This is a genomic window from Streptomyces sp. AA4, assembly GCF_000158875.1.
Taxonomy (GTDB): Bacteria; Actinomycetota; Actinomycetes; order Mycobacteriales; family Pseudonocardiaceae; genus Amycolatopsis.
In genome coordinates, this window is the sequence record NZ_GG657746.1 from 6,110,982 (window position 1) to 6,134,811 (window position 23,830).

Below are 23,830 nucleotides of genomic sequence, written 5' to 3' on the forward strand. Positions count from 1 at the left end.
CGCGCGCGTTCGTAGCCAGGGTAAGAGACCCCGCGTTTGAGGAGTTCGCCATGAAGCAGTACCTGCTGGCCGTCCAGGTCGACGAAGACACGCTGGAGACCGGCGAGGAACTGACCGCCCAGATGGCCCGCACCGGCAAGGTCACCGACGACATGAAAGCCGCCGGCGCCTGGGTCTTCGTCGGCGGTTTGCGCCGGTCGCACGCGACCACCGTGGTCCGCCCCGCGAACGGCGGCGTCACGATGACGGACGGCCCGTTCGCCGAAACGAAGGAGCAGCTGGGCGGTTTCTGGGTGATCCAATGCGCGGACCTGGACGAAGCCCTGTCGTGGGCGGACAAATGCGCCCACGCGTGCGGCCGCCCCATCGAAGTACGCCCGTTCGCCGAGGGCCCGGAGGACGCTGCGTGACGCTCGACGCGGTCTACCGAGCGGAGTACGGCCGCTGTGTCGCCACCCTGACCCGCCTCCTGGGCGACATCGGGCTGGCCGAGGAGGCGGTACAGGACGCCTTCGCCACCGCCGTCACCGCGTGGGCGGAGTCGCTGCCCGCCAATCCGGGCGCGTGGATCGTGACCACCGCCCGAAACCGCGCGATCGACCGCCTCCGCCGGGAATCCACCCGGGAGGCCCGGCACGCGCAAGCCCTGCTCCTCCACCAGCCCGACGAACCAGCAGAGGCGGGCCCCGTGCGCGACGACCAGTTGCGGATGATCTTCACCTGCTGCCACCCGGCGCTCTCCCCGCTCGCGCAGACCGCCCTGACCCTGCGTCTGCTGGGCGGCCTGGAAACCGCCGAGATCGCCCGCGCGTACCTGGTCCCGAACCGACGATCGCGCAACGCATCGTCCGCGCGAAGAAGAAGATCCGCGACGCGGGAATCCCGTACCGAGTCCCCGACGAGGCCGCGTTGCCGGACCGCCTGGCCTCCGTCCTGACCGTCCTGTACCTGGTCTTCAACGAGGGTTACACCTCGACCTCCGGCCCCTTGGTGCGGACAGACCTGTGTCTGGAAGCCGTCCGCCTGACCCGCGCCCTGGCCGACCTGATGCCGGACGAACCGGAAGTCCAGGGCCTGCTCGCCCTGCTCCTCCTGACCGAAGCCCGCCGCCCAGCCCGCGTGGATTCCTCCGGCAACCTGGTAGTGCTGACCGAACAGGACCGCTCCCTGTGGAACCCGGACCTGATCGCCGAAGGCCATGCCCTGGTACGGCAATGCCTGCGCCGCGGACAGCCCGGCCCGTACCAGCTGCAAGCCGCGATCAACGCCGTCCACACCGACGGCCCCGCAACCGATTGGCCCCAGGTGCTGGCCCTGTACGACCAGCTCCTGGTCCACACGCCGACCGCCGTCGTAGCCCTGAACCGCGCCGTCGCAGTAGCCGAAGTCCACGGCCCGGAACTGGCCCTGGCGTTGGTGGACGAGCTGGACCTGCCCGGATACCACCTGCTGCCCGCCACCCGAGCGGATCTCTTGTCCCGCTTGGGCCGCGCCGCCGAAGCCCGGGCGGCTTATACGGAGGCGATCGCGTTGGCTACCAACGAGACTGAGCGAGCCTTTCTGGAGAACCGGCGGTCGCGGCTCGCCGAGGATGGCTGAAGCTTTCTCGCCAGCTGCGGCAGCACCAGTCCCACCGAGCCACCTGCCACTGGCCGGTTCGGAGCTTTCCGCTCCCGCTCGCTCAGCCGCTGCGGCACGCGGCCGAGATTGGTGTGCCCGAGGACGCCGATCACGTTGCCTGGCACAGCCAAGCCTGCCCGTCAACGCACACCCGGGCTCGATTCGGCCGCGCTGTCCGCCTTCGCCACCAGACAGCAGCCACCGGCGAACCCGGCCCGTGCACCGACGCTGTCCGCCGGGACCGTCCGTCCGCCGCAGCACATCCGACGGCCAGCAACCCCATCCGGTTGGCCGATCCACCCGCCAGCCGCGCCACCCGCGGCAGCAGGAACGAGCACACCCGACGACCGAAACCGCTTGACCCATCCACCCGCCAGCCGCGCCACCCGCGGCAGCAGGAACGACCGCACCCGGCGACCGAACCCGCTTGGCCCATCCACCCGCCGAGTCCTGCCCCAGACACCGGCGCCGCTTCATTCCTGGCAGGGCGGAACCAGCCCGCCGAAGATCTGCGATTCCCGCAATTCCTCCGGCGAGCGGCCACGTGACGGCCCCCCGATCCCGGAGGAAAGCACCCCCTGCCGCGGCCAATCCGCCAGTGAGCGCGAGTCCGCCAGGGCCAGGCCTGTCGTCCGGCCCGGTGCGGCTCCGGACGCTGCGGACCACGGCGCGCGCTCCCGCGGCTTCCTGCCAACCGCCTGCAGCTCACCGTTGCTACCGGCTTAAGTCGGCCCGCCTAGCGATCGCCTGTCAACCAATCCTCGCCCATCACTCCCTTCTGCTTTCCCGTGCCAGCCGACCCGATCCTGCACTCAGGGAAGCGCCGCCAACGATTCCTCCAGCGCCGCGTCCGGAAGTTCGTTGTCCACCATCTCCCCCGCCAGATACGCGCCGTACGCGGGCAGGTCGAGGTGCGCGTGTCCGCAGAGCGCCGTCAGGATCACCTTTTCCTCGCCGGTCTCCTTGCAGCGCAACGCTTCTTGAATGCACGCGGCCAACGCGTGCGTCGGCTCGGGCGCGGGAATGATGCCTTCCGTGCGGGCGAACTGCACCCCGGCAGCGAAACATTCCTGCTGGCCGATCGCGAGCGCCTCGATGAGGCCCAGTTCGTAGATGTGCGAGATCAGCGGCGACATCCCGTGGTAGCGCAGGCCTCCGGCGTGGATCGGGTCCGGGATGAAGCCGTGGCCGAGCGTGTGCATTTTCAGCAGCGGCGTGAGGCCCGCAGTGTCGCCGAAGTCGTAGGCGTAGCGGCCGCGGGTGAGGGTCGGACACGCCGCCGGTTCGACCGCGCGGATCACCGGGTTCAGCCGGCCGGCCAGTTTTTCCCGCAGGAACGGGAAAGCCAGCCCGCCGAAGTTGGAGCCGCCGCCGGTGCAGCCGACGAGCACATCGGGAGTGTCGCCGGCCAGTTCGAACTGCCGCAGCGCTTCCTCGCCGATCACCGTCTGGTGCAGCAGCACGTGGTTGAGCACGCTGCCTAGCGCGTACCGCGCGCCCGGGTCCGCCGCGGCCTGCTCGACGGCCTCGCTGATCGCGATCCCGAGGCTGCCCGTCGACTGCGGGTTCTCCGCCAGGATCGCCCGGCCGGCGGCAGTGCGGTCCGATGGACTCGGGTACACCTGCGCGCCGAAGGTCTCCATCATCAGCTTGCGGTACGGCTTCTGGTCGTACGACGCCCGCACCTGCCAGACCTCGCAGGACAACCCGAACGTCGCGCACGCGAATGCTAGCGCGCTGCCCCACTGCCCGGCGCCGGTCTCGGTGGTGAGCCGCGTGACGCCCTCGGCCGCGTTGTAGAACGCCTGCGGCACAGCGGTGTTCGGCTTGTGCGAGCCGACCGGGCTGACGCCCTCGTACTTGTAGTAGATCCGGGCCGGGGTCCCGAGCGCCTTCTCCAGCCGGCGGGCGCGGTAGAGCGGGGACGGACGCCAGAGCCGGTAGACGTCCCGGACTTCCTCGGGGATGTCGAGGTAGCGCTCGGTGCTGACTTCCTGCTCGATGAGCGCCTGCGGGAACAGCGGAGCCAGGTCCGCGGGCCCGACGGGCTCGCGGGTTCCCGGGTGCAGCGGCGGAGGCGGCGGCTCGGGCAGGTCCGGCACCACGTTGTACCACTGCGTCGGGAGATCGGCCTCGTCCAGGATGTATTTCGTCCGTTCTGCCATGACGCCTCCTCGGTCCGCGGACCCCAACGTAAGCCGGGCGGCGGGAGAAGCCAAGCGCCGGAGCGCGCGAGGGGACCCCTCGCGCCGATAAAGCCGCAGGTCCACCCATGTGGGCGACCTGTCCACAATGGAGGGTGTGGCGGATTCTCCGGAAACGGTTTCCGGCGGGCGCCGGTTTTTGTCGGTGGGCGCCGGTAGGTTCGGTGGCATGGCGACATTGGTGACGTTCCACGCTCATCCCGACGACGAGGCGATCATGACGGGCGGCGTGATGCGCAAGGCGGCCGACGAAGGGCACCGGGTGGTGCTCGTGGTGGCCACGCGCGGAGAAAAGGGAGAGATCCCCGAGGGTCTGCTCGACGACGGCGAACAGCTCGCGGAACGCCGGGTGAAGGAGACGCACGCGGCGGCCGAGGTGCTGGGCGTCTCACGGGTGGAGTTCTTGGGATACCAGGACTCCGGCATGATGGGCGACCCGTCGAACGACGGCCCGGACACGTTCTGGAGCGCGCCGATCGAAGAAGCGGCGGAGCGGCTGGCGACGATCCTGCGCGAGGAGTCGGCCGACGTGCTGACGGTGTACGACGACTTCGGCGTCTACGGCCACCCGGACCACATCCAGGTCCACCGAGTCGGCGTGCGCGCGGCCGAACTCGCGGGCACGCCGCGGGTCTACCAAGGTTCGGCGAACCGCGACCAGATTCGCCGAGCCGCCGAAGCGCTGCGGGCAGCGGGCGAGGAAAGCGGTCCGGACGAGGAGATGATCATCGGCAAACCGGAAGCCGAGTTGACCGCCGAGGTAGACGTCACGGCATACCTGAAGGCGAAGCGGGCGGCGATGCGGGCGCACCGGAGCCAGATCAGCGAGGAGTCGTTCTTCCTGGCCCTGCCGGACGACAAGTTCGGCGAGGCGTTCGGGACGGAATGGTTCATCCGGGAGGGACAGGGACCGGGGGTGACGGAGACGGATCTGGTGAAGGGCCTCTGACCGGCTGGTGACCGGGCCGGGGTGAGCCGTAGTCGCTGGCGGAGTGCGCCAGCCGCGGCGGGCTTGGTGCTGGCTCCGTCGTGACCGGTCACCGACGGTGGTTGTGTCGTGGGCCGGAGGATGCGTGCGGACGGGCACTGGCATGCCACCGCGACGCGGACACGGCGAGGTCGCGCGCCAGGCAGGGCCTGGCCGTGAGCAGGTGCCGACGACCGGTTCCATGCCTGCAGGCAGACACGGCATCGGCCTGCCGCCGCAACGCAGGCCGGGCGAGATCGCGTGCCAGGCAGGGCCCTGACCATGAGCAGTTGTCGACGGCTGTTTCCATGCCTGAAGGAAGACATGGCATCGGCCTGCCACTGCGACGCAGACAGGGCGAAGTCGCGCGCCAGGCAGAGCCTCGCCGTGAGCAGACACCGACGGCCGTTTCCATGCCTGCAGGCGGGCACGGCATCGGCATGTCGCCGCGACGCGGGCAGGGCGAAGTGGGGTGCGAGCAGTGTGGGGAGTGGCAGGGCCTGTCCTGAGCAGCTACCCACGACCGTTCCCATGCGCGCGGGCAGGCACGGGCATCGGCAGGCCACCGCGACATAAACAGGGCAACGTCAGGTGCCAGCGGTGCGACCCGGCCTAGTCCTGAACAGTCACTGCCAGCCGCCGCGACGCAAGCTGGGCGAGGTCACGGGCCAGCGGCGTGGGGCATGGCCTAGTCCGAGCCGCCGCCGACGGCCGTTTGCGTGCGTCCGGCCTAACCCGGCTCGGGTTGACGTGGAGCGGGGGCACGCGGAAGTGTTCACAGCTCGCCGCAGGGCGTGCGTCGAGTTGCTTGCGCAGCATCACGCGGGAGCCGTTCCCCCCTCCCCAACCCGGGCCGAGGCCAGGCGGACTGCGTCCAGGATTTTCTCGTACCCGGTGCACCGGCAGAGGTTTCCTGCCAAAGCCTCCCGGATCTCCGGATCGGTGGGGGCGGCCACGCGGTGCACTAGTTCGTGTGCGGCGACGATCAACCCCGGCGTGCAGAAGCCGCATTGCACCGCTCCGGCGTCGATGAAGGATTGCTGTACCGCGTCCAGTTGGTCACCGTTCGCTAGGCCTTCTACGGTGCGGACTTCCCTGCCCTCGGCTTGGCCTGCGGCGACCAGGCAGGAGCACACTGGCGTACCGTCCAAATACACCGTGCACGAACCGCATTCGCCTTGTTCGCAGGCGTTCTTCGAGCCGGGCAGGCCGAGTTGGTCGCGCAGGACGAAGAGGAGGCTCTGGCCCTCCCAAACGTCGTCGACGGTGCGCGGTTCGTCATTGACAGTGAGGTTCAGGCGCATTTCGGCTGCCCGCCTTTCCGATAGTCTTCCCAGGCCCAGCTCAACGTCCGGCGGGCCAGTACGGCGATCGCGTGCATGCGGTAGTCGGCGCTGCCCCGGACGTCGTCGATCGGGGACGCGGCGCTCGCGGCCAGTTCGCCGAAGCGGCGCACGACGGGGTCCGGCAGCGGGGAGCGGGAGGTCCACGCGTCGGCCAGGGCGTCGCGGAGGAAGTCTTCGGCGGCGGTGGCTCGGCGCGGGGTCGGGGCGGCCGAACCGACTGCCGCGCCTACCCAACCCGTCTCGGGAGCGAGGTCCAGGGCGAAGGAGCACACTGCGATGACCATCGCGTTGCGGGTCCCGACTTTCGCGAACTGTTGCGGGCCGGTCGCGACCGGGAGGTGGATGGCGGCGATCAGCTCGTCCGGAGCCAGTGCGTTGCGTTTGACGCCTTGGTAGAACTCGGTCGCGGGAATCATCCGGGTGCCGCGGACCGACGCGGCCTCGATGGTCGCGTTGCAGGCCAGGAGCATGGGGTGGGTGTCACCGGCGGGCGAAGCCGCTCCTAAGTTTCCGCCGACGGTGCCTCGGTTGCGGATTTGCGGGGAGCCGACGGTGCGGCTCGCCATCGCCAGGCCGGGGAGGCGGGTGCCCAGTTCGGTGATGATGCGCGTGTACGACACGCCTGCGCCCAGGCGGATTCGACCGTCCTTCTCCGTCCATTCGGTCAGGTCGGCGACGCGGGTGAGGTCGAGCAGGGCAGGCGGGCGGCGGTGGTCGAAGTTGAGTTCGACCAGGACGTCGGTGCCGCCCGCCAACGGGACGGCGTCCGGGCGGGCGGACTTGGCGGCCAGGGCTTCGGCCCAGGTCGACGGGCTCAGGAAATCCACGGGGAGCACCTCCGGGAGGCGGGCTGCCGGTCAGGGACGGGTACGAAAAAGACTGGCCGACGCTCACGAAGCGGCGCGGCCCCCGGCCAGAGCGATGTCGTCCGGCCGGATGGGCGCGTTCGGCAGCGGCAAGCCGGTCGCGGAGCGGAGGGCGTTCAGGATCGCGGGAGTCGAGGACAGCGTCGGCGGCTCCCCCACGCCGTTCAACCCGTACGGCGAGTCCGGGTGCGGGAATTCGAACAGGCTGATCGGCATCGGCGGGACGTCCAGCACCGTGGGGATCAGGTAGTCCGTGAAGGACGGGTTCCGCACCCGGCCCTCGCGGTCGACCAGGATTTCCTCCATCAACGCCAACCCCAGGCCCTGGACGCTGCCGCCTTCGATCTGCCCTTCCACGGCGAGCGGGTTCATCGCCTTGCCGACGTCCTGCGCGGTCGCCAGTTCGACCACCTTCACCAAACCCAGTTCGACGTCCACGTCCACCACCGCTCGATGGGCAGCGAAGGCGAACGCGATGTGTGCGTTGCCCTGCCCGGTTTCCGGGTCGATGCCTTGGGTCGGACGGTGGTGGTATTCGAAGGTGTGCTCAAGCGTGTCCGAACCCAGCACGTCGGCGATGGAGCACACTGGGCGTCCGACGCTGTCCAGGACTTGGTCGTTGCCCAACGAAACGCCCGAACCGCGGCGCAGGAGTTCGCGGGCGAGGTAGCGGCAGGCACCCTGCACAGCGCCGGTCGACATCCACGTCATGCGGGAAGCGGATGCGGAACCTGCGTCGCCGACCTGGGTGTCGGCGGGGAGGACGACTACCCGGGAGACGCCCAATTCCGTGCTCGCCACCTGCGCCTGCACCGTGGTGACGCCTTGTCCGCATTCCGCGGCGGCGGTGTGCACCGAGACGACCGGGGCGCCGTTCACGACGGACAAGGCGACCCTGGCCGTCGAGATGTCGTCGACGCCTCCCGAGTAGCCGATCGCTTTCACCCCGACCGCGTAGCCGACTCCGCGACGCACCCCCTCGCCGTGCGTCGTGTTGGCGGCTCCGCCAGGCAGGGAAAGCAAATCCAGAGAACCGGCTGGCGGCAGCGGCCGGTCCCGGAGGGCTTGCAGCAGTTCCGCGACGGGAGCGGGACCGTCGACGGCTTGCCCGGTGGGCAGGACAGTACCGGTGGTCATGGCGTTGCGGAGGCGCAATTCCATCGGGTCCATGCCCAACGCCTGCGCCAGTTTGTCCATATTGGACTCGCACCCGTAGGCCGATTGGACGGCGCCGAAGCCGCGCATCGCACCGCAGGGCGGGTTGTTGGTGAACACCGCCAGGCCGTCGATTTCGGCGTTCGGGACGTCGTATGCGCCGGTGACGAAGTAACACGCGTTGGCGATGACCACCGGCGAAGTTGAAGTGTAGGCACCACCGTCCAAAACCAGGCGGGCTTTGACGTAGACCAAGCGGCCGTCCTTGGTCGCGCCGTGTTCGTAGCGCATCTTGGCCGGATGGCGGTGCACGTGACCGAAGAAGGATTCGTAGCGGTTGTACGACATCTTCACCGGACGGCCGAGGCGCAGGGCGAGCATGCAGGCGTGCACGTGGACGGAGAGGTCTTCTCGTCCGCCGAAGGCACCGCCCACGCCGGCCAGGGTCAGGCGCACTTTTTCCGGCGGCAGACCAAGGCAAGGAGCCAATTGCTCCAGGTCTTTGTGCAGCCACTGCGAGGAAACGTAAAGTTCGACGCCGCCGTCTTCGGAAGGAATCGCCAGGCCGGATTCCGGACCAAGGAAAGCCTGGTCCTGCATGCCGACTTCGTACTCGCCGGTGACCACGACCTCCGCCTCGGCGCGGGCTTTCACCATGTCCCCGTGGCGGATTTTCACGTGCCGGACCAGGTTTCCGTCCGGATGGACGGGGCGGACGCCCTCGTCCAGCACCGTCATCGGGTCGGTGACCGGGGTCAGCGGTTCGTACTCGACGACGATCAGTTTCGCCGCCTGGCGGGCGGTTTCCGGATCGTCGGCGGCGACCAGCGCCACCGGTTCGCCGTGGTAGCGGACCTCGTCGACGGCGAGGACCGGCTGGTCGGCGGTTTTCATTCCGTACGTCTTCGCACCGGGCACGTCCTCGTGGGTGAGCACGGCGTGCACCCCAGGCTGGGCGAGCGCCTTGCTCGTGTCAATGGACCGGATCCGCGCGGCCGCGTACGGGCTGCGCAGCGTGGTCGCCCAGACCATGCCCTCGATCCACAGATCCGACGAATAGGCGAACCGGCCGGTCACCTTGGCGGCGCCGTCCGGCCGGAGGGCGCTTTCGCCCACCCCGGCGGCTTTCCCGGTTTCCGCGGCGCGTACCAGCGAGTCCACAGTGACCACCAGCTTTCCTGCTTAGCCGACCCACGGGAGTCAACACGTGTAGATCGGGACTGTCAACGGCTCTTCGGGTATCGTCTGGCGCATGCAGCGGGTCACCCGGGACGACGTCGCGCGGCTGGCGGGCACCTCGCCGGCCGTGGTCAGCTACGTGCTCAACAACGGCCCGCGGCCGGTCGCGCCCGCCACGCGCGAGCGGGTCGAACGGGCGATCGCCGAACTCGGGTACCGGCCGAATCTCGTCGCGAGGGCGCTGCGGTCCACGCGCAGCAACGTGCTCGGACTGGTCGTGCCGGACAGCAGCGAGGGCTACTTCACCCAGCTCACCCACGCGGTCGAGCGGGCCGCGTTCGCGCGTGGATCCCTGGTGCTGCTGGGGAATTCGGCGTTCTCCCGGGAACAGGAGCTGCGGTACGCCGAATCACTGGCGAACATGCGCGTGGACGGCCTGCTGCTGGTGCGCGCCGAGATCGCCGGGGCGGCCGCGACGCACTCCACTTTGGACGTTCCGGTCGTCTACCTGCACCACCACGCGCCGTCCGGCAGCGCGGCGCCGTCCGTCGTGCTGGACAACAAGGCCGGCGGGCGGATGACCACCGAGCACCTGCTCGGGCACGGCTACCGCGAGATCGGCTGTCTCACCGGCACCGCGCGGTCCGGTCCGGTGGCCGATCGGGCGCGGGGCTGGGCCGAGGCGATGCGGACGGCGAAAAGGAGCGCGGCCAACGTCGTCCGCACCGGCCTGGATCGGCACGCCGCACGGGCGGACATCCGGGGGTGGCTGCAGTCTCCCGAGCGGCCGCGCGCGATCATGGCGACGGCGGACGGGCTGGCGCTCGACACCCTCACGGTGGCGGCGGAACTCGGCTTGAAAGTCCCGAAAGACCTTGCCGTGATGGGCTTCGGCGGCACCGACGCCGCCGCGCACAGCTGGCCGCCGCTGTCCACCGCCGGGCATTCCTTCGACGAGTTCGCCGACGCCGCGGTGTCCACTCTGGATCAGCTAAGGGAGAACGCCCAGCCGGAAGACCGGATCCTCGACGTCCGCCTGACCGCGCGCGCCAGCTGCGGGTGCGACTGACCCCGCAGCCAGCGCGAACGAATCAGGAGTTGGCGGCCTCTGCCCACGCCGACGGCGTGTAGCCGAGGTAATGCGACGCGTGCGTATTCGCCGCGGAGGCCTGCGGAATGTCCCCGCGCAAATACGCTTCCGCTTCCGCCTTGTCCTTCGGCGGCGGCGTCGGCGCGAGGCCGAGCAGCTTGGCCATGTTGTTGCCGAGGTAGCCCTCCAGGTCGTCCTCGGACAGATTCAGGCCCTGCGGCGGCTGGTGGCACAGCACTTCCAGCTCGCGCGCCCACATGCCGGGCTCGTTCGGCGGCGAATCGGTGCCGAAGACCAGGTCGCTCTTCTTCATCTCCTTGGCGAATTCGACGATCCGCGACTGCAGCAGCCAGCCCGATTCGCCGATCACGTTCGGCGAGTCCTGGATCATCCAGAACGCCTCGAAACAGTAGACGCCGCCGGTCTGGATGCCGAAATGGCCGAGAATGAACGTGACGTTCGGGAATTCGCGGATGATCGGGTAGAACTGGGTCGGGATCGAGTACGGCCCGTCCCCGGTGTGGATCAGCACGATCACGCCGAGCTCGTCGCACACGCGCATCACCGGCCGCAGCCAGTCGAGTGCCCGGTCCGGGCGGTAGGAGTGCATGTTCGCGTGCAGCTTCAGCATTTTGTAGCCGTATTCCTTCACGTGGAAGGCCAGCTCCGCCGCGCCGTTTTCCGGCCCGAACCGCGGGTTGTACATGAAGTTGCCGACGAACCGGTCCGGGTACTGCTGCACCAGCGAGGTCACGTACGCCTGGTATTCGCGGATTCCTTCGCGGCCGGTTTTGTTGCCCTCGCGCCAGGTCGTGTTCCCCGGAGGCGGCATGATGCAGCTGACGTCCACGCGCCGCGGCTTGCCGTTGATCCAGAATGGACCGTCCATCATCTCCAGCGTGCGCTCGCCGGTGAACGGGGTTCCGGTGTGCCGCCAGGCTTCGTCGACGAGATTCGTCGGATGGACATGGGTATCGATAATCACCGGATGTCTCCTTACGCAAGACTTGAGTAAAGGACTCCCCGGCCGCGCTTCACCGCACCTACGGGACCCGGAAGCGCGATCCGCGCTCCGGCGCAACCGAGTCCAGCACCTTCGCTGCCCGCTGTCAACACATGATCGCCGGATGCGTTGCGCGGCAAGACTTTTCCGAAGCGCGCTCTTGACACCGGCCGCCGGAGGGCTTTGCATTGAACGACCCGGCGGTGCTGCCGGGCGCCGGTGACCTCCCGTTTCGGGCCAACCGTTCGGCCAAGTGCCTCCAGCCGCGCGCTGGAGACGACCGCCGGGCCGGGTCCGACCCCGCCCGGGGAAGGGCGGCCCGATGTCGGCTGCGGAACCCGAACCCTGCGATCTCCTGCTGACCGGCGGCACCGTGGTGACCGTCGACGACCAGCGCACTGTCCACTCCAGCGGCCACGTCGCGATCATCGGCGACCGCATCGCCGGCGTCGGCGAAGGGCCGGGCGCCGAGCGCTGGCGCGCCGCCGAGGTCGTCGACTGCCGCGGCAAAGCAGTGCTGCCCGGCCTGGTCGACGGGCACAACCACCTCTACCAAGCCCTCGCTCGCGGGCTCGGCGAAGGCATGTCGATCGTGCCCTGGCTGTGCGAATTCATGTGGCCGTATTCGATCGCGATCACCGGACCCGAAGCGGTGGCCGGGGCGAGGCTCGGCGCGGTGGAAGCGTTGCGGGCCGGCATCACCACGGTGATCGACAACCATTACGCGCCAAGCGATCTCGAAACGACGCTCGCCGTCGCGGACGTCATCGAGAAGGCCGGGCTTCGCGGTGCGGTCGCGCGCGGCATGCTCGGCGAACGCACCGAAATCGCCGACCGGCGCGGCCAGCCGATCGAATTGTTCCGTTACTCGACCGAGGACGAATTCGCGATCACGCGCGAGGCGATGCAGCACCGGCCGCCGAGTTCGAAGGTCGCCGTCTGGCCCGCCGCGCTCAACCTCTGTTACGTGGAGCAGAAACTCGTCCGCCGGACGGTCGAACTCGCCCGGGAATTCGGCACTCGCTGGCACACCCATTGCTGCGAGAGCACCACCGATCCGGTCAGCTACCTCGAAACCCACGGGGTCCGTCCGGTCGAATGGCTCGCGAAGGAAGGCCTGCTCGACGAACGGGCCACGCTCGCGCACGCGATCTGGCTCGACGAAGCCGAAATCGAGCAGGTCGCAGCCACCGGCGCGGGGGTCTCGCACAACCCGGCGTCCAACGGCTACCTCGCTTCTGGCACCGCGCGGATCGCGAGCATGCGAAAGCAGCACGTCCCGGTCGCGCTGGGCACCGACGGTCCGAGCTGCGGCCATCGGCAAGATCTTTTCGAGGCAATGAAACTCAGCGTCTTCGGCCAGCGAACGGCCACTTTGGACCCGACGGCGTTGCGGGCCGAGGACGCGCTGGAAATGGCCACCCGCGAGGGGGCCCGTTACGCCGGAATCGACGCGGGCGTCCTCAGCGAGGGCAAACTCGCCGACGTCATCGTGACCGCGCTCGACCGTCCGCACGTGCGCCCGGTGCACCGGGCTGTCGCCGCCCTCGTCTACTCCGCCCGCGGGTCCGATGTGGAGCTGACGATCGTGGGCGGCGAGATCGTCTACCGCGCCGGACAGTGCGTCCGCGTCGACGAAGCGGCCGCCGCCGACGAGGCGGAACGGCACGCGGCCCGGCTGCTCGAGCGGAGCGGCATGGGCGGACTGCTCACTCCCTGGGCGCGGTGATCCGCGCTCCCCCTTCCCCGCTGTGGAGGAAACCATGCGATTCCGTCCGCGCACCACCCGAGCCGAAACCACGACCCGCGACGCGGTCGACACCGTCCCCCGGTTCCGGCAGCTGCTCCCGCTCGGCATGCAGCACCTGCTGGTCGCCTACTCCGGAATGGTCACCGTCCCGCTGCTGATCGGGCTCGGCGTCGGCCTGTCCACCGCGCAGATCGCCACGCTCGTCACGGCGAACGTGCTGGTCAGCGGCGTCGCGACGCTGCTGCAGACGCTCGGGATCGGCAACGTCGGCGTCCGGCTGCCGATCGTGATGGGCTCGACCTTCACCGGCATCACGCCGGCGATCATCGTCGGCAAGGAGGCCGGGCTGCCCGCGGTCTTCGGCGCGACGATCGTGGCCGGCCTGCTGACCTGGCTGGTCGCGCCGTGGTTCAGCAAGCTGATCCGGTTCTTCCCGCCGATCGTGACCGGGACGATCATCGCGATCATCGGGTTCTCGCTGCTGCCCTCCACCGCGACGCTGATCGCCGGGTCCAATCCCGGCGCGGCCGACCACGGTTCGGCCGGGCGGCTGATTCTCGGGCTGGGCACCATCGTGCTGACCGTGTGCCTGGAACGGTTCGCCCCGCCCGCGGTGCGCCGCTTCGCGATCCTCATCGCGCTGGCCGTCGGCACGGTCGTGGCGATTCCGCTCGGCATGGCGGACTTCAGCTCGGTCGGGCACGCGGATTGGGTCGGCGTCGTGAAGCCGTTCGAATTCGGCCTGCCGACGTTCGCCGTGTCGGCCTTGCTGCCGATGATCATCGTGCAGCTGGTGAACATGGTGGAATCGACCGGCGACACGCTCGCCATCGGGCAGATCGTCGGCCGCGAGGTCGGCCCGCCCGAGATTTCGCGGGCGCTGCGCGCGGACGGCATCGGCACCGCGTTCGCCGGGGTGTTCGGCTCGTTCACCGTCGTCACCTTCGGCGAGAACGTCGGCCTGGTCAGCATCACGAAGGTGATGAGCCGGTTCGTGGTCGCCACCGCGGGCGCGGTGCTGGTTCTGATGAGCCTGGTGCCGAAACTCGGCGCGGCCGTCGCGTCGCTGCCCGGACCGGTGCTCGGCGGCGTCGGCGTGGTCATGTTCGGCACCGTCGGAGCGGTCGGGCTGCGCATCATGAGCCAGGCGGATCTCAGCAACGGCCGCAACATCCTGATCGTCGCCATCTCGTTCGGCTTCGGTCTCCTGCCGGTCGGCGCGCCGGAGTTTTACCAACATCTGCCCGTTGTGGTGCAGACGGTACTGACGAGCGGGATCGCGGCCGGCGGCATCGCGGCGTTCCTGCTGAACCTCGTGCTCAACCGCCGCGAACGGGCGCCGCGCCCCGGGCCGGAAGCCGCGCCCGGGTATTGACCCTCGGCGGATCCCGATGCACCATAGTCGAAACTCCTTGCAGGGAAGGAAAAAGCTTCGGAACCACCCTAACCCCGTAGGTGCGGCGGCAGGATTCGCGCGCGGCCGGGGGTCATCGCCGCCGGAGGCCCGTCCGGCTCCGGCGACGCCCCGCGATCCGCCCGGCCCGGCCGTTCCCCCGGCCCCGCCGGCCCAACGAGGTGAGGGAATCATGGCCAGTCACCCGTCTCCCCCGTCCCCCGTGGACGAACGTCCCCGATTCGGTCCGCTGGTGCTGCTCGGTCTGCAGCACGTGCTCGTGATGTACGCCGGCGTCGTCGTGGTGCCGATCGTGGTCGGCGCCGGGCTCGGGCTGCCGCAGGCGCAGATCGCCGATCTCGTCAGCGTCGACCTGGTGCTCGCCGGGATCGGCACCCTGCTGCAGGCGCTCGGCGTCTGGAAATTCGGCATCCGGATGCCGCTCGTCGTCGGGGCCGCGTCCAACGGAATCGTCCCGATGGTGCTGATCGGCAGCACGCAGGGGCTGTCCACTGTGTATGGCTCGCTGCTCGTGGTCGGCGTGCTCTGGGTGCTGATCGCGCCGTTGTTCAGCAAACTGCTCAAGCTGTTCCCGGAGGTCGTCACCGGCACGGTCATCACGCTGATCGGGCTGACGCTGATCCCGGTCGGGCTGAAACTCATCGCCGGTTCCAATCCGTCCGCGCACAATTACGGTGCGCCCGCGAATCTCGCGCTCGCCGGGTTCACCCTCGCGCTGATCGCGGTGTTCTACCGGGTGTTCCGCGGCCTGCTCGGCCAGCTCGCGATGCTGATCGCGCTGACCGTCGGCGCGATCGTGGGCTGGCTGACCGGGCTGGGCAGTCTCGCCGGAGTCGCCAACGGTCCCGTATTCGGCTTGCTGAAACCACTGCATTACGGAGCGTTGCATTTCGACATCCCGTCGATTCTGCTGTTCCTGGTGATCGTTTTCGTGCTGATGGTCGAGGCGTCCGGACAGGGGCTCGCCGTCGGGCAGGTGGTCGGCAAGAAGGTCGGGCCGCGCGACATCGCGAACCTGCTGCGCGTGGACGGCCTGCTCACCGCGCTCAGCGGCGTGTTCAACGGCTTCGCCTACACCACCTTCGGCCAGAACATCGGGCTCGTCGCGCTGACCAAGGTGCGCAGCCGGTATCCGGTCGCGGTCGGCGGCGTGATCCTCATCGTTTTCGGGGTCGTGCAACCGGTCGGCCGGGTGATCGCGGCGATCCCGCAACCGGTCATCGGCGCGGCCGCGGTCGCCACGTTCGCGGCGCTGACGGTGTCCGGCATCCAGCTGCTGTCCCGCGTGGACTTCAACCAGACCGGCAATCTCGTGATCGTCATGCTGTCGCTGGGCGTGGGGCTGATCCCGGCCGGCGCACCGGACTTCTACAAGCAGTTTCCGTTCGCCGCACAGGTTTTCCTGAAGAGCGGCGTGGCCACCGGCACTGTCTTGGCGATTCTGCTGAACCTGCTTTTCTTCGCCCGGCGGAAACGACAACCGGAAGCGCCGATCGCGCGACCCGAACCCGCCGCGAAGCTTTCCCAGTCCTGAAAGGACGTCATGGGCACCGAACCGCAGCGGCCCCGGCTGATCGTCGGCATCACCGGGGCCAGCGGCCCGCACCTGGCCGTCCACCTGCTGACCGCGCTGCGCAAGCTCGGCACGGTGGAAACGCATCTGGTCATGTCGCGAGCCGCGCACCGCACTATCGAACTCGAAACCGGAACTCCGCCCGGCGAGGTCGCCGAGCTGGCCGACGTCCGCCACGCGCGCGGGGACATCGCCGCGTCGATCGCGTCCGGCTCCTTCCGCACCATGGGCATGGTCGTCGTGCCGTGCTCGATGAAAACCGTCGCCGGCATCGCGCACGGCTACAGCGACGACCTGCTCGTCCGCGCCGCCGACGTGACGCTGAAAGAACGCCGTCCGCTCGTGCTCGTGGCCAGGGAAACCCCGTTGAGCCTCGTGCACCTGCGCAATCTGGTGGCGGTGACCGAGGCGGGCGCGACCGTGCTGCCGCCGGTCCCCGCCTTCTACCACCAGCCCGAGTCCATTGAGGACATCCTCGCCCACCTGACCGGCAAGGTGCTCGACCAGTTCGGCATCGAGCACGACCTGTTCGCGCGCTGGCAGGGGCCGCCCGCCTCGCAAGGAGTTTCGCGGTGAACCACCGGCAAGATCCCCACGCATTCGTTGACCAGTACCTGCGCGACCATCCCGACGACGTGCTCGTCCTCGACGATCCCGTCCCGGCCGACGAGGGCGTCACCGGCGTCATTTACGAACTCGCCGCGGCCGGACGACACGAAATGGTGCTGTTCCGGAAGGTGACCGGACTTGACGTTCCGGTGGTCAGCAACATGTTCGCTTCGCGGGAGCGGATCGCCCGCATGCTCGAAACCGGACCGTCCGGTTTGCACAGTGCGTACCAGCAGCGCGCTCTCCGGGCGGTCCCGCCACGGGTAGTCGACAGCGGGCCGGTGCTGGACAACGTGACTTCCGAGGTCGACTTGGCGACCGTCCCCATGCTGCGGCATTTCGCCAGCGACCGCTCCCCTTACGTCACCAGCGGAATCATCGTCGCGGAGGATCCGGACACCGGTGTCGGCAACCTGAGTTATCACCGGGCGATGCCGCATTCCCGCACCGAATTGGCGACGAGTCTGCATTCGCGCGGCGATCTGTGGCGGATGCTGCAGAAATACGCCGAACGCGGCGAGCCGATGCCGGTCGCGATGGTGCTCGGCGGGCATCCGCTGTTCATGCTGGCCGCGTCCGCGCGGGTCGGTTACGACGTGGACGAACGCGCGGTGGCCGGCGGACTGTTCGGCGAACCGCTGGAAATCGTGCGCACCCCGCGGCACGGCATCGGGGTCCCGGCCTGGTCGGACTTCGTGCTGGAGGGCACGATCGACGCCTCCGAGCACGCGGACGAGGGACCGTTCGGCGAATTCTCCGGCTATTCCTCGAATCGCTCGACCAACAACGTGCTCCGCGTGCAAACGATCCTGCGCCGCGACGACGCCATGCTCATCGACGTGGTCGGAGGCAACACCGACGAGCACCTGAATCTCGCCCGCGTGCCACGGGAATCGGAAATGGCGGAGAAACTCAAGGCTCGTTTCCCGGACGTCACCGCGGTCCACTACCCGACGTCCGGCACGCACTTCCACTGTTACGTCGCGCTGCGCCAGCGGCGGCCCGGGCAAGCCCGGCAAGTGATGCTCGGCCTGCTCGGCTGGGATCCGTACGTGAAGACCGTGATCGCCGTGGACGAGGACGTCGACCTCACCGACGACAGCGAAGTTCTCTGGGCGCTCGCCACGCATTTCCAGCCGCACCAGGACTTGTTCACTGTGGACGGTCTGCCCGGTTCGCCGCTCGACCCGTCGTCCGGGTCCGACGGCACGACGTCCCGGATGGGCCTCGACGCCACCCGCGGCCCGCACTTCGACGGCAACCGCATCGTCGTTTCGGACGAAGCACGTCAGCACGCTCGCCGGATCCTCGGCGGGAACGTTTAAGGAGGGAATCATCATGGCCAAAATCCCGGTGACCGTTCTGACCGGCTTTCTCGGCTCGGGCAAGACCACGCTCGTCAACCACATCCTCACCGCGAACCACGGGCACCGGATCGCGGTGATCGAGAACGAGTTCGGCGAGATCCCGATCGACAACGCGCTCGTGCTCGGCGGCGACGAGAAGATCATCGAAATGAGCAACGGATGCTGCCTGTGCTGCACCGCGCGCACCGACCTGATCGAAATCCTGCAGTCGCTGCTGCGCCGTCGCGAACGGTTCGACCGGATCCTCATCGAGACCAGCGGCATGGCCGACCCGAACCCGGTCGCGCAGACGTTTTTCGTGGACGACGAGGTGTCGTCGGCCTTTGCCCTGGACGCGATCGTGACGCTGGTCGACGCGCGGCATGTCGGCAGCCATCTCGAGGAGGGCGAACACGACGGCGTCGGCGGCCAGGTGAGCAACCAGATCGCGTTCGCCGACCGGATCGTGCTCAACAAAATCGACCTGGTCACCGAACCGGAAATCGAGGAACTGCGCGCGCGGCTGCGCTCGGTCAACGCGACCGCGGACATCCTCACGTCCAGCTACGGCAACGTCGATCTGGACGACATCCTGGGCATCAACGCCTTCGACCTGAACCGCACCGTCGCCGCCGACCCGGACTGGCTCGAGGACGACGCACACCACCACGACCCGACGCTGGAATCAGTGTCGATCGAACTCGACGACCCGCTGGACCGCGCCGCGTTCGAAGGGTGGCTCACTGCTCTGCTGGCCGAACGCGGCGACGATCTGTACCGGTTCAAGGGCATTCTCGCCTTCGACCGCAAAACGGTGCTGCAGGGCGTGCACCGGATCTACGAACTGACCGACGCCGGCGAATGGGGCGCGGCACCGCCGGTCAGCAAACTCGTCCTCATCGGCCGGAACCTCGACCGCGCGGAACTGACCGACACGGTGTCCCGCTGCAGCCCGGCCGCCGCTGGACGATGATTCAGGCGAGCGCCGCGGTCACGTCCAATTCGACGAGTTGCCCGGGGTAGCCCAGGCACGTCACGCCGACCAGCGTGCTCGCGGTCGTGAACGCCGCCGCGATCGAGGACTCCGTGAACCGCTGCCACACCGCGGAAAGCGTCGGCCGGTCGGAGGTGGCCACGTAAATCACCGTGCGCACGACGTCCTCCGGGGCCGCGCCCGCGTGCGACAGCGCGGCCTCGGTGTTGGCGACGACCTGGTCCGCCTGCGCGAGGACATCGCCGGGAACGACCGCGCCGTCGGGCGTCAGCGGACACTGGCCCGCGAGGTGCACGGTGCGGCGCGCGTCGACGGTGGTCACGTGGTGGTAGCCGGGAGTCGGATGCAGGGCGGGCGGGTTCTGCCGTTCAATGGTCACGTGGCGGATCGTCGCTCACCGCGGCGGCGATCCGCCACGGGATTTCCGGACGGAGGGCGTATGCGCAGGACCATCGACTGGGCCGACGGGGCGATCGTGATCGTGGACCAGGTCGCGCTTCCGGGCGAGTACCGCACGCTCACCCTGCGCACCGTGCCCGAACTGGTCGACGCGATCCAACGGCTCGCGGTGCGCGGCGCACCTGCGCTGGGAGCGGCGGGCGCGCTCGGGGTCGCGCTAGCGGCTCGCCAAGGCGGCGACGTACCAGCCGAGGCGGACCGGATCGCGCACGCCCGGCCGACGGCGGTCAACCTGGCCTGGGGCGTTTCCCGGGCGCTGGCCCAGCTTCCGCACGGTGCCGACGCGGTGCTGGCCGAGGCCAAGGCGATGCTCGACGAGGACGAGCAACGGAACCGCGCGGCATCCGCGCACGCGGCGGAAGTCGTGCTGGACGCGTGCCCGCGCCGGCCGTTGCGGCTGCTCAGCCACTGCAACACCGGCCACCTGGCGACGGTCGCGTGGGGCACCGCGCTCGGCGTCGTCTGGCATTTGCACGCCCGCGGCCTGGTGGAGTCGGTGCTGGTCGACGAGACGCGCCCGCTGCTGCAGGGCTCCCGGCTCACCGCTTGGGAACTCGAGCGGGCCGGGGTGCCCTACCGCGTGCAACCGGACGGCGCGGCGGCCGCGGCGATGGCGCGCGGCTTGGTCGACTGCGTACTGGTCGGCGCGGACCGGATCGCGGCGAACGGCGACGTGGCCAACAAAATCGGGACCTACGGGCTGGCGATTTCCGCCGCGCACCACGGGGTGCCGTTCGTGGTCGTCGCCCCGACGTCCACAGTGGACACATCCGTCGCCGCCGGCGCGGACATCGCCATCGAGGAACGCGCGGCGGGCGAACTGACCGAGTTCGGCGAAGCCCAGATCGCGCCAAGTGGAGCAGCAGTCTTCAACCCGGCTTTCGACGTCACGCCGCACGCGCTGATCACCGCGGTGGTCACCGAGGACGGCGTCTTCGGCCGAGGAATCTAGGGGCGCGGGCCGACGATTTCGGCCCCGTCTCGGACGGTGATCGCCATCGCCGGGCACGAATCCGCCGCGTCCAGCACCGTTTCGTCCGGCTCGACCGTCTCCGTCACCGCCCGCGCGGTGGCGCCCTCCAGCTCGAACGTCTCCGGCAGCAGCGCGGCGCACATCCCGCTGCCCATGCATACCCCCTCGTCGACCTTGACCGACCAGGTCATCGTCACCACCCCACCGGCATCGACCGCGGACCGCGGACCAGCATCTGCGTCTTCCACTCAATATCCCCGGCCAGCCGCAGTCCCGGCAACTCCCGGGTCAGCGCCCGCAACGCCTCCTGCAGCTCCAGCCGCGCGAGCGGAGCGCCGAGGCAGTGGTGCACGCCGTGCCCGAACCCGAGGTGGTGGTTGTCGCCGCGGTCCAGGACGAGCTGGTCCGCCCCGCCGAACTGCAGCCGGTCGCGGTTCGCCGCGCCGATCGCCACCAGCACCGGTTCCCCTTGGCGCACCAGGACATCCCCGACTTCGACGTCCTCCGTCGCATACCGGGCGAACCCGGCGCCCGCGCCCAGCGGCACGAAGCGGAGCAACTCCTCCACCGCGGTCGGGATCAGCGACGGATCGGCGCACAGCCGTTCCCAGTGCTCGTGCTGATCCAGCAACGCGTACACGAAGTTGGGAATCTGGCTGGCCGTCGTTTCGTGCCCCGCCACCAGAATCCCGACGCACAGGTCCACCAGCTCCAACTCCGTGAGCCGGTCCCGCACGTCGCGAGCTTCGATGAGGGCAGTCATCAAATCGTCTTGCGGCTGAGTCCGATGCTCGGCAATCAACCCGGCCATATAAGCGCGCAGTTCCTCGCGGCTGCGCTCGGATTCCTCCGGCGTAAGCCGCGTCGTCGACAAGGCCGCGTCGCTCCACTCCCGGAACTGCGGCCGGTCGCCCACCGGAACCCCGAGCAACTCGCAGATCACCGCGACCGGAATCGGCAGCGCGTACAGATCGACCAGGTCAGCCGGTTGCCCGTGTTCGCGCATCCGGTCGATCAATTCGGCGGCCAGCTGCGCGACCCGCGGCCGCAATTCTTCGACCCGCCGCGCGGTGAACGCCTTCGCGACGAGCGTGCGCAGCCGGGTGTGGTCCGGCGGGTCCATCGAGAGGATGCCGCCCGGACGCCGGTACTCCGACATGCGCGGTTCGTCGCTTTCCTGCGCCAGCGCTCGGGAAAACCGCCGGTCCCCGAGCACGAACCGGGCGTCGGCGTAGCGGGTCGCGAGCCACGCGGCCTCGCCGTGCGGCATCTGGACGCGGATCATCCCGGCGTTCTCGCGAGCGGCGGCGTAAGCCTCGTTGAGCGCGAGGCCCGCCTCCTCGTTGAACGGGTAGGCGAGCGGTGCGGTGTGCGTGGTGGTCATGCCAATGACTCCCCGGATCCCTTTGTAAGCAGGTGCTTACATGCTTACTCCGGATACCGGCCGCTCGTCAATCCGCCAGGAGCTTCCGAAAGCAGGCACCTCCCGATGGCCGAAAGCGCCAACGGAGGTTTCGATGCCGATAGCGTGGTCGCATGCTGGACTATGGCTTGGATTTGTCCGAAATAGCCCGCGAAACCGCCTTGCCCGATTTGCTCGCGGAAGGCGACGACCTCGACGCCGTGGTGTCCGCGGAACCCGACTGGTCGAGACCCACCCCGGCCGAGGGGTGGACGATCGGGCACCAGATCGCGCATCTCGCGGCAGCCGACGCGAACGTCGTCCTCGCCGTCCGCGCGCCGGAGAAGTTCGCCGCCGTGCTGGAGGAAGACGCCGACGCGGTCGCGGCCCAGGGAGCCGCGCGACCACGGGCGGAACTGCTCGACGACTGGCGCGCCGGACGTGCCGAAGTGGCAGCGGCGCTTGGGGAAATCCCGCTGGACCAGGCGTTTCCGTGGTACGGCTCGCAATCCTCGGCGACGCTGGCGGTGGCGCTTCGGCTGATGGAAACGTGGGCGCACGGGCAGGACATCTTCGACACCGTGGGCGTCGAGCATCGTCCGACGGACCGGCTCAAGCACATCGCCGCCTTGGGCGTGGCCGGGCGCGGGCTGTCGTTCTACGCCGCCCAGCTGCCGCTGCCGACCGAGCCGATCCGGGTCGAACTGACCGGTCCCGACGGCACCGTGTGGGGCTGGGGTCCGGACGACGCCGCCCAGCGGATCCGGGGCAGCGCAAGGGATTTCTGCCTTCGCATTACCCAGCGCCGCGCCCTGGGCGAAACCGGTCTCGCGGCGATCGGCAACGACGCGAAGGTGTGGCTGGAGAACGCGCGGGTCTTCCTCTAGCGCCGCCGAGGCCGCAGCAACGCCACCCCCGCCGACAGCGCGCTCGTCGACGCCACGTGGATCGCCAGCGCCTTCCGGTTCGGCGCCCACACCCCGGTCGTCGGGCCGCCGGACCACATCGCCGCCACGAAACCTCCTGCGGCGCAAGCCATTGCCCGCCACAACGCCGGCGAGCGATCCCGGCCGGCCGCCAACGCCGTCCCTACCGCACCGAACGCGCCCGCGGTGATCAGGGCTTCCCGCGCCATGTGGTACTGCACGTGACCTTCGCCGTGCCGGGCCTCCGGGGCGCGGTAGCTCGGATCGGTGATGTGCGTGACCGTCTGCCACACCGACGGCGCGGCGGCGGCCAGGCCCACGACGACGGCCGCCGCGCCAAGGGTTTCCCGCTTCACTGTTCGTCCTTTCCCTTGAGGTGGTGCGAGACCCGCCGGAGCGCGTCGTTCACCACGTCGATGGTTTCCGGGTCGAGAGCCTTCGCGATTTCGCGCTCGATCTCCGTCTTGAGCGCGAACGACGCGAGCGCCTGCCGTTTGCCCTCCTCGGTGAGGGTGACGAGCACGGAACGCCGGTCGCCCGGGTCCTTGTCCCGGCGGACCCAGCCGCGCGCCTCCAGCCGGGTGATCCGGTGGGTGACCGAACCCGAGGTCAGCTCGACCGCGGCCATCACCTGCCCCGGCGTCAGCCGGTGCCCGGGCGCGCGCTTGAGGGCGGCGAGCATCTCCAGCTCCCACAGCTCGATCCCGTGCGCGGACAGCTCGCGGCGCATGGCCAGTTCCAGCTGGTGCGCGACCCGCCGCAGCCGGTAGGACAGCGACTTCGCGCCCAGCACGCTCTCGTCGCCGCCCCCGCGCCGGACGGCGTCCACCAGGTCGTCGACCGCGTCCCGGGGCGCAGTGTTCACCGGCACAGCCCTTTCTCTCGACATCAAGACAGGGAGAGAATACCTTGATGTCAAGACAGTTCGCGAGACGAGCATCGATCCAGGGGGAA

General features: G+C 69.3%; 21 protein-coding genes and 1 pseudogene. 12 read left to right on the top strand and 10 right to left on the bottom strand.

Features of this window, described 5'->3' with window-relative positions; translation table 11 throughout:
* The first annotated feature begins 50 nt into the window (after positions 1-50).
* Together SSMG_RS27945 and SSMG_RS27950 are read left to right on the top strand one after the other, a co-directional pair.
* Positions 51-410 (top strand): YciI family protein, encoded by a 360-nt coding sequence (locus tag SSMG_RS27945; RefSeq protein ID WP_037715090.1) that lies wholly within the window; start codon positions 51-53, stop codon positions 408-410.
* Positions 407-1,599: pseudogene (locus tag SSMG_RS27950) on the top strand (RNA polymerase sigma factor). The gene SSMG_RS27945 and the pseudogene SSMG_RS27950 overlap by 4 nt, the downstream one beginning before the upstream one ends.
* 833 nt (positions 1,600-2,432) lie before the next feature.
* Here the strand turns inward: SSMG_RS27950 and SSMG_RS27955 are convergent.
* A complete protein-coding gene (locus tag SSMG_RS27955) occupies positions 2,433-3,785 on the bottom strand; it encodes a TrpB-like pyridoxal phosphate-dependent enzyme (protein ID WP_009081531.1) in 1,353 nt (450 codons plus the stop codon).
* 208 nt (positions 3,786-3,993) lie between these two features.
* Between SSMG_RS27955 and SSMG_RS27960 the strand changes: the two genes are divergently transcribed.
* Entirely contained in the window at positions 3,994-4,773 is a 780-nt protein-coding gene (locus SSMG_RS27960) for a PIG-L family deacetylase (RefSeq protein ID WP_009081532.1), read from the top strand.
* 836 nt (positions 4,774-5,609) lie between these two features.
* On the opposite strand, the gene SSMG_RS27965 is transcribed toward SSMG_RS27960, so the two are convergent.
* The 3 genes from SSMG_RS27965 to pucD all read right to left on the bottom strand — a co-directional run bounded on the left by SSMG_RS27965 (position 5,610) and on the right by pucD (position 9,328).
* The gene (locus SSMG_RS27965; protein WP_009081535.1) at positions 5,610-6,095 is read right to left on the bottom strand and encodes a (2Fe-2S)-binding protein; all 486 of its coding nucleotides are present in this window, start codon (positions 6,093-6,095) and stop codon (positions 5,610-5,612) included.
* On the bottom strand, positions 6,086-6,964 hold the full coding sequence (locus SSMG_RS27970; RefSeq protein WP_009081536.1) for a xanthine dehydrogenase family protein subunit M: 879 nt from the start codon (positions 6,962-6,964) through the stop codon (positions 6,086-6,088). Before SSMG_RS27970 ends, SSMG_RS27965 begins: the two co-directional genes overlap by 10 nt.
* A 63-nt stretch (positions 6,965-7,027) precedes the next feature.
* Positions 7,028-9,328 (bottom strand): xanthine dehydrogenase subunit D, encoded by a 2,301-nt coding sequence (gene pucD / locus SSMG_RS27975; protein WP_100266903.1) that lies wholly within the window; start codon positions 9,326-9,328, stop codon positions 7,028-7,030.
* 82 nt (positions 9,329-9,410) lie between these two features.
* Between pucD and SSMG_RS27980 the strand changes: the two genes are divergently transcribed.
* A complete protein-coding gene (locus SSMG_RS27980) occupies positions 9,411-10,406 on the top strand; it encodes a LacI family DNA-binding transcriptional regulator (protein ID WP_009081540.1) in 996 nt (331 codons plus the stop codon).
* Between the two features lie 22 nt (positions 10,407-10,428).
* On the opposite strand, the gene SSMG_RS27985 is transcribed toward SSMG_RS27980, so the two are convergent.
* Positions 10,429-11,412: an amidohydrolase family protein gene (locus SSMG_RS27985; protein ID WP_009081542.1), complete on the bottom strand. Its 984-nt coding sequence runs from the start codon at positions 11,410-11,412 to the stop codon at positions 10,429-10,431.
* Positions 11,413-11,752: 340 nt separating this feature from the next.
* Here SSMG_RS27985 and SSMG_RS27990 point away from each other — a divergent pair, with 340 nt between their 5' ends.
* The 6 genes from SSMG_RS27990 to SSMG_RS28015 all read left to right on the top strand — a co-directional run bounded on the left by SSMG_RS27990 (position 11,753) and on the right by SSMG_RS28015 (position 19,095).
* Positions 11,753-13,159: an amidohydrolase family protein gene (locus SSMG_RS27990; RefSeq protein WP_009081544.1), complete on the top strand. Its 1,407-nt coding sequence runs from the start codon at positions 11,753-11,755 to the stop codon at positions 13,157-13,159.
* Positions 13,160-13,193: 34 nt separating this feature from the next.
* Positions 13,194-14,555, top strand: coding sequence for a nucleobase:cation symporter-2 family protein (locus tag SSMG_RS27995; RefSeq protein ID WP_100266904.1), 1,362 nt, complete (start codon positions 13,194-13,196; stop codon positions 14,553-14,555).
* Between the two features lie 241 nt (positions 14,556-14,796).
* A complete protein-coding gene (locus SSMG_RS28000; RefSeq protein WP_050788299.1) occupies positions 14,797-16,128 on the top strand; it encodes a nucleobase:cation symporter-2 family protein in 1,332 nt (443 codons plus the stop codon).
* Between the two features lie 9 nt (positions 16,129-16,137).
* Positions 16,138-16,743, top strand: a complete 606-nt coding sequence (locus SSMG_RS28005) for a UbiX family flavin prenyltransferase (RefSeq protein ID WP_009081551.1) — start codon at positions 16,138-16,140, stop codon at positions 16,741-16,743.
* Positions 16,740-18,101: a UbiD family decarboxylase gene (locus SSMG_RS28010; protein ID WP_037715092.1), complete on the top strand. Its 1,362-nt coding sequence runs from the start codon at positions 16,740-16,742 to the stop codon at positions 18,099-18,101. The genes SSMG_RS28005 and SSMG_RS28010 overlap by 4 nt, the downstream gene beginning before the upstream one ends.
* Positions 18,102-18,114: 13 nt before the next feature.
* Positions 18,115-19,095, top strand: coding sequence for a GTP-binding protein (locus SSMG_RS28015; protein WP_009081556.1), 981 nt, complete (start codon positions 18,115-18,117; stop codon positions 19,093-19,095).
* A gap of 1 nt (position 19,096) precedes the next feature.
* Here SSMG_RS28015 and SSMG_RS28020 read toward each other — a convergent pair whose 3' ends face one another.
* On the bottom strand, positions 19,097-19,489 hold the full coding sequence (locus SSMG_RS28020; RefSeq protein ID WP_199786350.1) for a RidA family protein: 393 nt from the start codon (positions 19,487-19,489) through the stop codon (positions 19,097-19,099).
* Positions 19,490-19,555: 66 nt separating this feature from the next.
* Here SSMG_RS28020 and mtnA point away from each other — a divergent pair, with 66 nt between their 5' ends.
* On the top strand, positions 19,556-20,527 hold the full coding sequence (gene mtnA, locus SSMG_RS28025) for an S-methyl-5-thioribose-1-phosphate isomerase (protein WP_009081559.1): 972 nt from the start codon (positions 19,556-19,558) through the stop codon (positions 20,525-20,527).
* Here mtnA and SSMG_RS28030 read toward each other — a convergent pair.
* Together SSMG_RS28030 and SSMG_RS28035 are read right to left on the bottom strand one after the other, a co-directional pair.
* A complete protein-coding gene (locus tag SSMG_RS28030) occupies positions 20,524-20,739 on the bottom strand; it encodes a ferredoxin (RefSeq protein WP_199786005.1) in 216 nt (71 codons plus the stop codon). The two genes, mtnA and SSMG_RS28030, sit on opposite strands and share 4 nt — an antisense overlap.
* A 2-nt stretch (positions 20,740-20,741) precedes the next feature.
* Entirely contained in the window at positions 20,742-21,932 is a 1,191-nt protein-coding gene (locus SSMG_RS28035; RefSeq protein WP_009081561.1) for a cytochrome P450, read from the bottom strand.
* 152 nt (positions 21,933-22,084) lie between these two features.
* On the opposite strand from SSMG_RS28035, the gene SSMG_RS28040 reads away from it, so the two are divergent.
* Positions 22,085-22,837, top strand: coding sequence for a maleylpyruvate isomerase family mycothiol-dependent enzyme (locus SSMG_RS28040; protein WP_009081563.1), 753 nt, complete (start codon positions 22,085-22,087; stop codon positions 22,835-22,837).
* On the opposite strand, the gene SSMG_RS28045 is transcribed toward SSMG_RS28040, so the two are convergent.
* Entirely contained in the window at positions 22,834-23,232 is a 399-nt protein-coding gene (locus tag SSMG_RS28045) for a hypothetical protein (protein ID WP_009081565.1), read from the bottom strand. The two genes, SSMG_RS28040 and SSMG_RS28045, sit on opposite strands and share 4 nt — an antisense overlap.
* The gene (locus SSMG_RS28050) at positions 23,229-23,741 is read right to left on the bottom strand and encodes a MarR family winged helix-turn-helix transcriptional regulator (RefSeq protein ID WP_037718099.1); all 513 of its coding nucleotides are present in this window, start codon (positions 23,739-23,741) and stop codon (positions 23,229-23,231) included. The genes SSMG_RS28045 and SSMG_RS28050 overlap by 4 nt, the downstream gene beginning before the upstream one ends.
* Positions 23,742-23,830: the final 89 nt, after the last annotated feature.